Genomic DNA, 12,448 nt, shown 5'->3' on the forward strand with positions numbered 1-12,448 from the left:
AGGGTCGCATGAATGAGAGCCGCACCGCATTGCAGTGCGGCTCTTGTTCTTTGGAAGCTTCACATATGGCAGCGGACAAATGTGCGCTATGATCGAACCGACATGAACGCAGAAATCCAACGGGTTATCATTGTTGGCGGCGGCACCGCCGGATGGCTGTCGGCGTGTCAGCTGGCGGCCAAGCGGCCTGAATTGTCGGTCACGCTGGTCGAGGCGCCCGATATCCCCACCATCGGCGTTGGTGAAGGCACTTGGCCGACAATGCGCGGCACGCTGGCTTCTATCGGCATTGATGAGGCCGAATTCATAAGCTGCTGCGATGCGTCATTCAAACAAGGCTCACGCTTTGATGGCTGGGTCACCGGCGGCGCAGACGATAGCTATCTGCACCCCTTCACCCCGCCGCCGCCTTACGCCACAGAAGCCTTGGTGGCCGCATGGGCCGCGCGCAACACGGAATGCGCCCTGCCCTATGCCGATGCGATGACCGCACAAGCCGCCGCCGTGGCGCGAAATCTTGCGCCGCGCCAGGCAGCTATGCCCGGATATGCAGGCGCGCTGAATTACGCCTACCATCTTGATGCCGGAAAATTTGCCGCACTGCTGATGCGCCATGCAACCCGTCGGCTGGGCGTGACACACATCGCCACGCGGGTCACCGATGTGACGAAATCGGCAAATGGCAACCTTGCTGTACTTGTCACTGATGATGCAGGCACAATCCCCGGCGATCTTTTCATCGATTGCACCGGACTGGCGGGCCTGTTGATCGGCAAGCATTGCGGAGTGGATTGGATCGACCGCAGCGATGTGCTTTTCAATGACACCGCGCTGGCGGTGCAAGTGCCGGTGCTGCCCGATAGCGCGATTGCCTCTGCCACAATCGCCACGGCACATGAGGCCGGATGGATCTGGGATATCGGGCTCCCCGGACGGCGCGGCATCGGCTGCATTTATGCCTCGCGCTTTATGGATGAAAATGGAGCGCGCGCGGTACTGGCAGACTATATCGCAAAGGCAGTGCCGGGCGCAGATATAGCCGGGCTTTCCCCGCGCAAGATCAGCTTCCCGACCGGGCACCGTGAACAGTTCTGGCGCGGAAATTGCGTTGCCGTTGGTCTGTCTGCGGGTTTCCTTGAACCGCTGGAAGCGTCAGCCATCGTGATGATAGAGCTTTCGTTGCAGGCCCTGTGCGCCAATTTTCCCCAAAGCCGCGCTGTCCTGCCAATACATGCCGAACGTTTCAACGCGCTGTTCCGCTATCGCTGGGACCGGATCATCGAATTCCTCAAGCTGCATTACCTGCCCAGCCAACGCAGTGAGCCATACTGGCTGGCGCAGCGTGATCCTGCACATGTGCCACCCCGGCTTGCTGCGTTGATGGAGTTGTGGCGCGATCAACCGCCATCGGATTGGGACTTCCCCCAGGCACACGAGATTTTTCCCGCCGAAAGCCATGCTTATGTGCTTTACGGTATGGGCTTTTCTCCGCCGCCCTTTGCAGGAGCCAATGCCGGAAACATTGCCGAAGCCCGGCAACGGCTGGATGAAGTGGCCCATCGTTCGCGCGCGCTTGCATCAGCCTTGCCCACGAACAGCGCCTTGTTGCCCAAGGCCTGTGTCGAACCCGTTTTGGAAAGTCTGCCATGAGCCAGCATGTCATTGTCGATTCTGTAACCCACCGCGATCTGCGTGTGCTTGATACTGCGTCAGCCGCGCTGGGCGATAATGTGATGGCAGCCCTTGCCACGCCGCACGAATTCCGTGCGTTGCAGGCGTACTATCCCATTGTTTTCCGTCGTGATCTGGCCACCGGACAAGTCTCTGCCCTCGCCCTATTTGGGTTTGAAAATGGCGAGAACCTGTTCCTTGAAGGCAACCGCTGGGATGCGCCTTGCAAGCCTTTGGCGCACGCGGTCCAGCCGTTCCTGATCGGGCGCGCAGAAGGCGCGGATGATTTGGGGCAAGTGCACATCGATCTGGATCATCCGCGCGTCAGCCAGGCAAACGGCGGTGGCGTACGGTTGTTTGACGAGGACGGCCGGCCAAGCCCGCTATTGGAAAATGCCGCGCAATTGCTGGGTGATCTGGATGGTGCCTATCGTGCCAGCGGAGCGTTCTTTGCTGCGATTGAACGCTATGATCTGCTGGAGCCATTCACGCTTGAAGTCCCGCTGGTTGATGGATCAAAGCATACACTTGTGGGCTTTTTGGCGATCAATGAGGACAAATTGCGCGCATTGGACGGCGCTGCCTTGGCTGAACTGCACCGCGACGGACATCTGATGCCGCTATTCATGGCACTGGCTTCGGTCAGCCAGTTTGGCGGGCTGGTGGCGCGCCGCAATGCACGGATTTCCGGCGCGTGATCCAAAACTTGCCGCCTGTTGCCGAAGTGACGGTGGCAGATGCCGCAGCGCTTGACGCGGCAATCGCAGGCGCAGACCAGCCGTTTGTCGTGCGCGGTTTGGTGGCTGATTGGCCGCTTGTCCAAGCCGCAAAACGCTCAGCCCGCGAGGCGCGCGCACATTTGCTGGCCCATGCGCGTGATCGTGATTTTGCAGTGTCGATGGGTGATCCGCAGGCGGGCGGGCGGCTGTTCTATGACGCCGACATGCAGATGAATTTCCGCATGGCCCATGGCCGGCTCGACAAGATATTTGCCGGTTTCGATGCAGCCGAGGCACACCCTGTTGTGCCCACCGTGTACCTTGCATCGATTGATATCGAACAGTTTTTCGATGGGCTCGGCAGCGCCAACCCGATGCCCCTGTCACCGCGCGATGCGCTGGCCAGCATATGGATCGGCACACCGACAAAGATTGCGGCGCATAACGATTTTCCCGACAATCTGGCGTGTTGCGCAGTGGGCCAACGCCGGTTCACGCTGTTCCCGCCCGACCAGTTCCGCAATCTCTATCTCGGCCCGATTGACAACACTCCGGCCGGGCGCGCCGTGAGCATGGTGGATCTGGCTGCGCCGGACCTTGCCACTTATCCCCGCTTCGCCGATGCAATGGCCAGTGCCATGGTTGCCGATCTGGAACCGGGCGACGCACTGTATATCCCGTCGCTGTGGTACCACCATGTCGAGGCCAGCGCGCCATTCAACGTGCTGATCAATTACTGGTGGCGCGATACGCCGCGCTTTCTGGGCCAGCCGCAGAACGCGCTCAATCATGCCATTCTGGCGATCCGCGATCTGCCGCCAGCGCAGCGGGATGTCTGGCGCGCAATGTTCGAACATTATGTCTTTTCGGGCGGCGCAGACGCTGCCGCCCACATTCCGCCACCCGCACAAGGCGTTCTTGCACCATTTGATGCGCAAAGTGCCGGTCGCATGAACGCCTTTCTCCTGCGCAGTTTCAGCCAATGACCAAAGGACAGACCATGGAAATGCCAACTCTGCCTCGCCGGATCGTAATTGCCGGTGGCGGTACATCGGGCTGGATGGCTGCGGCGGCAATCGCCCGCACGCTGGGTCCGGTGGTCGAAGTGACGCTGGTTGAATCCGATGCAATTGGCACAATCGGCGTGGGTGAAAGCACCATCCCGCCGCTGGTTGCCTATAACCGCCTGCTGGGCATTGGCGAGGCCGAGTTCATGAAGGCGACGCAGGCCACCTTCAAACTTGGTATCATGTTTGAAAACTGGAAGGATGTGGGGGAGCGTTATTTCCACTCGTTCGGCGGCACGGGCAAGGATCATTGGTCAGCAGGGTTCCAGCATTTCTGGATGCACGGCAAGACCCAGGGCCACACAGAGCCTTATGACGATTACTGCCTTGAACTGAAAGCAGCCGAAGCGGGTAAGTTCGCACACTTGCCCGATGACCGGATCAATTACGCCTATCAGCTCGATTCATCGCTCTATGGTGCCTTTTTGCGCACAATGGCCGAAGCGGACGGCTGCAAGAGGGTTGAAGGCCGCATTGCCCACGTTGAACTTGACGGCGCGACCGGCGATATCGCTGCGCTGTTGCTGGATGGCGGGCGCCGCATCGAAGGTGACCTGTTCGTAGACTGCACTGGCTTCCGCGCGCTATTGATCGAAGGCGCGCTTCATGCCGGGTACGATGATTGGAGCCACTGGCTGCCCTGCGATGGCGCAGTGGCCATTCAAACTGCCAGCGTGCGCCCGCCAGTGCCGTATACCCGCGCCATTGCGCATGAGGCAGGCTGGCAATGGCGCATCCCGCTTCAGCACCGTGCGGGCAACGGCATCGTCTATTGCAGCCGCTACATGGACCGCGATGCCGCACTTGAGCGGTTGCTGGGCACGATTGAAGGCAAGACGCTGACCGAACCGAACTTCATTTCGTTCAAAACGGGCGCGCGGCGCAAGCAATGGCACCGCAACTGCATCGCGGTGGGGCTGTCAGGCGGGTTCATGGAGCCGCTGGAATCCACCAGCATCCACCTTATCCAGCGCGCCGTTTTGCGCCTGTTGCGCATGCTTCCGGCAGGACGCCCCAGCGAACGTGACATCGCCGAATTCAACGATCAGCAGTTTACCGACATGGAGCAGATCCGCGACTTCCTGATCCTGCACTACAAGGCGACCGAGCGGACTGACAGCCCGTTCTGGCGGCACTGCGCATCGCTGGAAGTGCCCGACAGTCTTGAACAAAAGATCGAACTGTTTCGCGAAACCGGCCGTGTCTTCCGGCGCAACGAAGAACTGTTTGCCGAAAACAGCTGGGTGCAAGTGATGATGGGCCAAGGGATCATGCCGCAAAGCTATCATCCCGTAGCCGCCAAGCTGAGCAATGACGAACTGGCCTATCTGCTCGCTTCCTTGCGCGATAACGTTGCCCGCACCGTGGCCGGTATGCCTGAACACTTTGCCTATGTTTCGCACTATTGCGGTGTGCGTGAGGCGCAAGTTGCATGAGCGCAGCACTGATTGCGCTTGCCCGAAGTCCGCAACAAAGGCGGGGTTAAACACAAGGGCTTACCCAAACAGATGGCGGTTGATCGGGTTCATGTCTGGCAATGCGCCAACGATCCGGCTAACAGTGATCGCTGCAAAGCGAGTGGGGACTAAATCCAAAAATGGCGCGGCGTAAGCAGGCGGTTACGATCAAGCATGTTGCGGCCGAGGCCGGTGTATCGCTGCAAACGGTCAGCCGCGTAATCAATAACGAAACCAACGTCCGGCCTGAAATGAAGGTTCGGGTGCAGGCGGCCATTGATAAGTTGGGCTATGTGCCCTCGATTGCTGCGCAACGGATGAGCGGATCGCGTTCCTATATCATTCTGGCGTTAAATGACCGGGACCGCACGATTGCCGATTGGCGCGCGCGACAAGGGACGGACTGGGTCGACCAGATGCTGCTTGGCGGCATGCTCAGTTGCGCGGACCATGGCTATCGCCTGATCATCGAACTGGTGGATACGCACAATGACCATGTCGAGCGCGAACTGGCCGCTGCCATTGCAGCGCTCCAACCCGATGGGGTCATTCTTACGCCGCCGCACTCTGACAATCCGCTGATCACCGGGCTTTTGACGCAACGACAGATCCCGTTTGCCCGCATCGGTTCACGCAGCGACAGCGACGGTATTGCGCTGACCATGGACGACGAAGGCGCTGCGCAACAAGCGACGCGGCATCTGCTGGCGCTCGGTCATCGCACCATCGGCTTTATCGCCGGGCCTGCTGATTATCAGCTTTCCAGTTGGCGCGTCGATGGCTGGCAAGCGGCAATGGCCGAAGCCGGAGCTAGTACCGAAGGCCTGCTTGCCACCGGCGATTTCAGCTATGCTTCAGGCGAATTTGCAGCACAGACTTTGCTAACCCAGCCGCACCCGCCCACCGCCATTATCGTCAGCAACGACCAGATGGCATTGGCTACGATAGAAGTGGCGCATGCAATGGGGTTGTCCATTCCCGCTGATTTATCGTTGATTTGTTTCGACAACACTCCGCTCGTGCGCTTTACGCGCCCTCCTCTGACTGCCGTCGACCAACCGGTAGCCGAGATTACGGCGCGCGCGGTAGAGCTTTTGATTGCCGCGCAGCGTGGTGATTGTCCAGCTTCCACGCCGGTAGTCGTCCCGGCAAGCTTGGTTATTCGCGAGTCCACCGCCGCGCCGCGTAATGCGGGATAGCCGCCAGTTTCGCTTTTTGCCTCTGTTTGCGCTTGCTTGGGCGGGTGCTGCAATCGCCTATATTCCATTTTTGACGATCCTGCTTCCCGTCAGGATTGAAGTTCTTACTGCAACGCCGGGCCAAAATGATTTGGCCGTGACATGGATCGGCACGATTGCATTTGCTGGAGCGGTTGCGGCCAGCATTGGCAACATCGCCTTTGGTTGGGCAAGTGATCTTGTGGGTGGCCGGCGGATATGGGTGGCTGCCGGGTTGATCCTGTCAGCCGGATTGCTGCTTTTGACCACACAGATCACTACATTCGTTGCACACATAGTAGTGCTTGTTTGCTGGCAATTGGCACTCAACATGATGATTGGCCCGTTGTCTGCGTGGGCCGGAGATTGCGTACCGGACAAGCAAAAAGGCAAATTGGGCGGGATGATGGCATTTGCGCCAGCCGCAGGTGCGCTGACAGGGGCGATGATCACTCCGCCCGGACTTGCCGGACCCGAAGCACGCTTGCTGATCGTTGCGCTGCTTCAAGTGTGCTGCGTTGCACCACTGCTCCTGATTGGATCAACCAGGCCGGAAAAAAGTCTGGAACAGGATGCGCCGTCTGCACAAGCCGATATGCCGGGCCGCGCCGTCCTGCTGCGTATGTGGTTGGCACGACTGATGGTGCAAGTGTCTGAAGCGACACTTTTTGCCTATCTTTACTTTTGGTTGCGATCGCTTGACCCATCATTCAATGATGCCACCACCGCCCGGATTTTCGGGGGCATGTTGGCGGTGTCCGTGCCGGTAACGCTCTTCGTTGGTTCTTGGGCGGATCGCCATGGCAAGCCGCTGCTGCCGCTGCGCGTTGCTGCAGCGCTTGCTGCTGCCGCGTTGCTGCTGATGGGCGGGAGCCCAAGCCCCATCATTGCTATTGCCGGCTATGCCGTGTTCAACTTGTGCAGCAGCGTTTTTCTGGCGTTGCACTCTGCCCAAACCTTGCGCGTGCTGCTGCGTGGCAACCGGCGCGGCAGGGACCTTGGCGTGTTCAATCTGACGAATACGGTGCCATCGCTGATCATGCCGGGCCTAACCATCCTTTTGATTCCCACTTTGGGCTATCGAGGGCTGTTTGTGCTGCTGGCGGTCCTTGCATTCGGAGCGGCCGCCCTGCTTGTTCCGGCACGTCGCAGATAATCCATCAAAGCTTGGTGCATAATCGAGATCGCTTGATTTCTTTCAGCGAGCGTGTCATTCGGCAATGATAACGTTCACAAATTAATAACGGGAGATTCGATGCGCAAATCGGCATTGATGGCGGCGATCCTTTTGTCCGGCAGTTGGGCAGCGATTGGTCGGGCAGAACAGCCGCAGGCACCTGCTGCTGCAACGATGCCTACCGCACCCGATGCAACAGCCAATCCGGCGTTGTGGCCTGCCGCCCAAAGCCCCTCTTCCTTTTCAACGGCAAAGGATGAAGCCCGCATTAGCGCCATTATTGCGCGGATGACGCTTGAACAAAAAGTGGGGCAACTGATCCAGGCAGATACTTCGGCGATCACACCTGAAGATCTGGCGCAATATCCGCTCGGGTCAATCCTGGCGGGCGGAAACAGCGGCCCATATGGCGATGAACGCGCCGATGGTGCAACTTGGAACAAGCTGGTTTCGGCTTTCCACGATGCATCGCGCAAGTCTGGCGCAGTCGTGCCCATTCTGTTCGGCGTGGATGCCGTGCACGGTCATTCGAATTTGCCCGGCGCAACCATCTTTCCGCATAACATCGGCCTTGGTGCTGCACGTGATCCCGCGCTGATCCAGCGAATTGGGGCAGCAACTGCCGCCGAGATTGCCGGGACCGGAGTTGATTGGACATTCGCGCCGACGCTTGCAGTTCCGCAGGATCTGCGCTGGGGCCGCAGTTACGAAGGCTATGCCTCTGATCCTACCTTGGTGGCCGCTTATGGCAAGGCCATGGTCGTGGGCTTGCAAGGCAAATTGGTGGCGGGCAAACCGCTGCACTCCAGCCGCGTTGCTGCAACCGCCAAGCATTTTCTTGCCGATGGCGGCACGGCAGATGGAAAGGACCAGGGCGATGCGAAAATCTCTGAAAGCGAACTGATCGCAAAGCATGCCATGGGCTATCCCGCTGCCATCAACGCCGGTGCCTTGACCGTCATGGCCAGCTTTTCAACCTGGAACGGGGCGAAAAACCACGGCAACAAATCCCTGCTGACAGATGTTCTGAAAAACCGCATGGGCTTTGCGGGAATCGTGGTTGGAGATTGGAATGGCCATGGTCAAATCCCCGGTTGCACCGTTACCGATTGCCCTGCGGCGATCAATGCTGGGCTGGATCTGTTCATGGCCCCCGACAGCTGGAAACTGCTGTTCGCCAATACCTTGCGGGAAGCGCGCGAAGGCGTGATCCCGCAAGCGCGGATTGATGATGCCGTCAGGCGGATTTTGCGGGTCAAACTGAAGCTTGGCATGCTGGATGCAAAGCCTGTGAAGCGCGGCAATCCGGCCATGGTCGGGGCTGCCCCGCACCTTGCCCTGGCGCGCGAGGCTGTGGCCAAATCGCTGGTCCTCCTTAAAAACGAAGGCAGTGTTTTGCCGCTGCGGCCCGGTGCAAACGTTCTGATCACCGGGACTGGTGCCGATGATATGGCCATGCAGGCCGGTGGCTGGACAATTACATGGCAAGGAACCGACACGAAATCTGCCGATTTCCCCAATGGCCAGACAATCGGACAAGCCATCGCCAGCCAGGTTATCGCCGCAGGCGGCCAAGCCGCGATTTCGGCCAACGGCACAGTTTTGACCAAGCCCGATGTTGCTGTGGTCGTGCTGGGTGAACGGCCCTATGCCGAATTTCAAGGCGATATGCCCGACATCGCTTTCCGCACAACGGCTGAGGAAGAAGCGCTGATCGCCCGGCTGAAGGGGCAAGGCACGCGCATCGTTACGGTATTTTTATCCGGTCGCCCGATGTTTGCCAGCAAGCTGATCAACCAGTCCGACGCCTTTGTTGCCGCGTGGTTGCCCGGTACGCAAGGCAATGGCGTAGCTGATGTGCTGGTCGCCAAGGCCAATGGCAAAGCAGCGCGAGACTTTACCGGAAAGCTGCCGTTTGCATGGCCGGACGATGCACGCTCGCCTGTCGACAAGCCAGCCTTTCCTGCAGGTTATGGCATGAGCTATGCGAAGCCGTCCAGCCTTGCCAAGCTGAACGAAGACCCGCGTATGGATCTGTCGGCGGCAGCCAGCACCGATAACTTTTTCGTACGGGGCAATGTACCAGCGCCTTGGCATTTGGGGGTGGACGGTGCAATTACGGTACGGTCTGTAGACTTATCCGCTCAGGAAGATGCCCGCCAGTTCACCTGGAATGCCGATGGCGTTCTGTCGATTGAAGGTTCACCAGTCAATCTGATGCGCCAGCTTGGTGGCGGGTTCGTGCTTCTCCTCGATTGGCGGATTGATCGCGCGGTGGCAGGTCCTGTCAAAGTTTCGTTCGGCGATGCAACCGTTGACATTGGCGATTTGGTGCGAGCGGCACCGGCCGGTTCAATCACGCAGACCCGCATATCACTGCGGTGCTTCCACGATGCCGGGGCGAATCTATCAGCAGTGGGCGCGCCGCTCCGCCTTGCTGCACCGGCTGGATTCACTGCAACTTTACGCAATGCCAAAATTGAGGCAGCAGGGGACATAGTTCCATGTCCACCAGTTCACCAAAAATAGAAAATCAGGGGAGTTAGCATGGCGCTTGCACCAAGCCAGTTGGGTGATTCAAACGCAGGCGATGCAAACGGGACGGCGATAGATGCGCCGGGCCTGCAAGTGTTTGTCTTCGCGCTGTTCTTCATCTTTGGCGGGATCACATCACTGAACGATGTGATCATTCCAAAGCTGAAAGAGCTGTTCACGCTCAATTACACGCAAGCCATGCTGGTGCAGTCGGCGTTCTTTGCCGCCTATTTTGCAATATCGATCCCCGGTGCAGCGCTGGTCAAAAAGCTGGGCTATATGCGCAGCGCAGTGGTCGGGCTGCTGGCGATGATGGGCGGCTGCCTGCTGTTCGTCCCTGCATCGGCCAGCGCGACATTCGCGGTGTTCCTGATGGCGCTGTTCGTGCTAGCAGCCGGGATCACTGTGGTACAAGTGGTGGCCAACCCGCTGATTTCTCTGCTCGGCCCTGCCAACACCACCAGCAGCCGGTTAACCTTTGCCCAAGCGTTCAATTCGCTTGGCACGACGATTTTTCCTTATGTCGGCTCGATCCTGATCCTTGGCGGTCTAGCAGATGTTTCAGCCGCGCAATTGTCGGGCACAGCACTTGATGCTTACCGCGTTGAAGGCACCCGGGTGGTGGTGATGGCCTATCTTGGCCTTGCAGCTGCATTGGCCGTGGTGGCCGCAGTCGTGTGGTTCAACCGCAACCGCCTGAAAGGTGAGCGACACAGCAGCGGATCGATCATCAGCAGTTTCGATCTGCTGAAGCAGAAGCGCTTTGGCTTCGGCGCGGCATGCATTTTCCTGTATGTCGGTGCAGAAGTTGCGATTGGCTCGTTCATCGTCAATTACCTGATGCAATCTTCCGTGCTGGGCATTGACGAACAGTCGGCAGGCAAGTTGATCCCGCTGTACTGGGGTGGCGCGTTGGTTGGGCGGTTTCTCGGCTCGGGCCTGTTGCGTATTTTCAGCCCGGCAAAAGTGCTGACAGCCAATGCGATTGGCGCCATCGCCCTCATCATTATCTCCACCAATACCACCGGAGCAGTGGCGGGTTATGCACTGCTGCTGATCGGCTTGATGAATTCGATCATGTTCCCCACGATATTCAGCTTGGCTTGCGAAGGACTGGGGCCACGAACGGCAGATGGTTCGGGCGTGATCTGTGTGGCCATTGTGGGGGGCGCGGTCATTCCACCGCTGACCGGAACACTGGCCGATATGTCGGGAAGCCTCGCCATCGCCTTCATCCTGCCAGCGCTCTGTTATGCTGTGATCGCCGCATTCGGTGTGTTTGCTGCAAAGCCGCACACTGTCACAGCGAAAGCATGACCGCGGCCCAAGCCAGCATCCTGTTTTTTCTGCAAATGGCGGCAATTCTGGCAACGTGCCGTATTATCGGCTGGTTTGCCCAACGGTTCATGGGCCAACCGCAAGTGGTGGGCGAAATGATCGCCGGGATCGTGCTTGGGCCATCCTTGCTGGGGATGCTTCTGCCCGAGATCGAGGCCGCGCTGTTTCCCGCAGAATCGCGTAAGGTGCTTTACGTCGGTGCCCAATTGGGGGTCGGACTGTACATGTTCATTGTCGGGCTGACATTTGATCGCGCCGAATTTCGTTTGCATGCACGCAGTTCTGCGGCCGTATCCATTGGTGGGATGATCGCGCCGTTCGCTGTTGCGGCGCTTATGATACCTTGGCTTTTGACACATCCGGGCCTGTTTTCACCCAAAGTCTCTTCAGGGCAGGCCGCGCTGTTCCTCGGCTCAGCCATTGCCATTACCGCCTTTCCGATGCTTGCGCGGATCATCCACGAACGCGGCATTGCCGGTACTCGGCTTGGGCTGCTGTCGCTGTCAGCCGGAGCCATCGGTGATGCCGGGGCTTGGGCCGTCATCGCCTTGGTGCTCGCCAGCATGGGCGAAGGCGCTGCCACGGCCATCTGGGCCATTGGCGGCGGATTGGCCTTTGCTGTGGTGATGATCTGGATCGCCCCGGCACAGCTCAAACGGCTTTCAACAATGGCCGAACGCAGCGGCGCGGTGGACGACGGTGTTCTGGCGATTGTCCTGATCCTGTTTCTGCTCAGTGCGTGGGCGATGGACGCCGCGGGCATTCACGCTGTGTTCGGCGGTTTTCTGCTGGGAACCGCTATGCCGCGCGGCAAATTTGCCGAAGACCTCCGATCACGGCTTGAACCGTTCACGGTTGTCTTTCTATTGCCGATGTTTTTCACGTTCTCGGGCCTGAATACCCAATTGCAAGTGCTTGGCAGCGCATCGCTCCTCACGGTAACTCTGGCGATCCTTGCCGCCTCGATCCTCGCCAAAGGCGGTGCCTGCTATCTTGCGGCGCGCCTATCTGGCCAAGACCATGCAACTTCAATGGGCATCGGCGCACTGATGAACGCGCGGGGTCTTATGGAACTGATTATCATCAACATCGGCCTTTCACGCGGGATCATCGGTCCGGCGCTCTTCGCCATTCTGGTGTTGATGGCTATCGTTACCACGCTGATGGCAACGCCTCTGTTTGAACTGGTCTATGGCCGCGCAGCACGCACACGCGGTGATACCAGGGCTGCTGTGACTGATGTTCAGGGCGGCGCATGATACACCGC

At 59.0% G+C, this 12,448-nt stretch carries 9 protein-coding genes; all 9 read left to right on the plus strand.

The window, feature by feature from the left end; all coding sequences use genetic code 11:
• Positions 1–102 precede the first annotated feature (102 nt).
• The 9 genes from B7Y89_RS11570 to B7Y89_RS11610 all read left to right on the plus strand — a co-directional run bounded on the left by B7Y89_RS11570 (position 103) and on the right by B7Y89_RS11610 (position 12,440).
• A complete protein-coding gene (locus B7Y89_RS11570) occupies positions 103–1,650 on the plus strand; it encodes a tryptophan halogenase family protein (RefSeq protein ID WP_292938657.1) in 1,548 nt (515 codons plus the stop codon).
• Complete coding sequence (locus B7Y89_RS11575; protein WP_292938658.1) at positions 1,647–2,369, plus strand: SapC family protein; 723 nt, start codon at positions 1,647–1,649, stop codon at positions 2,367–2,369. Before B7Y89_RS11570 ends, B7Y89_RS11575 begins: the two co-directional genes overlap by 4 nt.
• Complete coding sequence (locus B7Y89_RS11580) at positions 2,366–3,376, plus strand: cupin-like domain-containing protein (RefSeq protein ID WP_292938659.1); 1,011 nt, start codon at positions 2,366–2,368, stop codon at positions 3,374–3,376. The genes B7Y89_RS11575 and B7Y89_RS11580 overlap by 4 nt, the downstream gene beginning before the upstream one ends.
• 20 nt (positions 3,377–3,396) lie before the next feature.
• On the plus strand, positions 3,397–4,893 hold the full coding sequence (locus B7Y89_RS11585) for a tryptophan halogenase family protein (RefSeq protein WP_292938684.1): 1,497 nt from the start codon (positions 3,397–3,399) through the stop codon (positions 4,891–4,893).
• A gap of 161 nt (positions 4,894–5,054) precedes the next feature.
• Entirely contained in the window at positions 5,055–6,113 is a 1,059-nt protein-coding gene (locus tag B7Y89_RS11590) for a LacI family DNA-binding transcriptional regulator (RefSeq protein ID WP_292938660.1), read from the plus strand.
• Positions 6,103–7,287, plus strand: coding sequence for an MFS transporter (locus B7Y89_RS11595; protein WP_292938661.1), 1,185 nt, complete (start codon positions 6,103–6,105; stop codon positions 7,285–7,287). Before B7Y89_RS11590 ends, B7Y89_RS11595 begins: the two co-directional genes overlap by 11 nt.
• 99 nt (positions 7,288–7,386) lie before the next feature.
• The gene (locus tag B7Y89_RS11600; protein WP_292938662.1) at positions 7,387–9,837 is read left to right on the plus strand and encodes a glycoside hydrolase family 3 protein; all 2,451 of its coding nucleotides are present in this window, start codon (positions 7,387–7,389) and stop codon (positions 9,835–9,837) included.
• Positions 9,838–9,855: 18 nt separating this feature from the next.
• Complete coding sequence (locus B7Y89_RS11605) at positions 9,856–11,160, plus strand: sugar MFS transporter (protein WP_292938663.1); 1,305 nt, start codon at positions 9,856–9,858, stop codon at positions 11,158–11,160.
• The gene (locus B7Y89_RS11610; RefSeq protein WP_292938664.1) at positions 11,157–12,440 is read left to right on the plus strand and encodes a cation:proton antiporter; all 1,284 of its coding nucleotides are present in this window, start codon (positions 11,157–11,159) and stop codon (positions 12,438–12,440) included. The genes B7Y89_RS11605 and B7Y89_RS11610 overlap by 4 nt, the downstream gene beginning before the upstream one ends.
• The last annotated feature ends 8 nt before the right edge of the window (positions 12,441–12,448 follow it).

The sequence above is a fragment of the Novosphingobium sp. 32-60-15 genome, assembly GCF_002280675.1.
GTDB lineage: Bacteria > Pseudomonadota > Alphaproteobacteria > Sphingomonadales > Sphingomonadaceae > Novosphingobium.

What these genes read in the sequence shown, in the direction of transcription:
- B7Y89_RS11610 (WP_292938664.1), top strand. Translation starts at nt 11,157, where the DNA reads ATGACCGCGGCCCAAGCCAGCATCCTGTTTTTTCTGCAAATGGCGGCA.
- B7Y89_RS11600 (WP_292938662.1), top strand. Translation starts at nt 7,387, where the DNA reads ATGCGCAAATCGGCATTGATGGCGGCGATCCTTTTGTCCGGCAGTTGG.
- B7Y89_RS11590 (WP_292938660.1), top strand. Translation starts at nt 5,055, where the DNA reads ATGGCGCGGCGTAAGCAGGCGGTTACGATCAAGCATGTTGCGGCCGAG.
- B7Y89_RS11585 (WP_292938684.1), top strand. Translation starts at nt 3,397, where the DNA reads ATGCCAACTCTGCCTCGCCGGATCGTAATTGCCGGTGGCGGTACATCG.
- B7Y89_RS11595 (WP_292938661.1), top strand. Translation starts at nt 6,103, where the DNA reads ATGCGGGATAGCCGCCAGTTTCGCTTTTTGCCTCTGTTTGCGCTTGCT.
- B7Y89_RS11605 (WP_292938663.1), top strand. Translation starts at nt 9,856, where the DNA reads ATGGCGCTTGCACCAAGCCAGTTGGGTGATTCAAACGCAGGCGATGCA.
- B7Y89_RS11570 (WP_292938657.1), top strand. Translation starts at nt 103, where the DNA reads ATGAACGCAGAAATCCAACGGGTTATCATTGTTGGCGGCGGCACCGCC.
- B7Y89_RS11575 (WP_292938658.1), top strand. Translation starts at nt 1,647, where the DNA reads ATGAGCCAGCATGTCATTGTCGATTCTGTAACCCACCGCGATCTGCGT.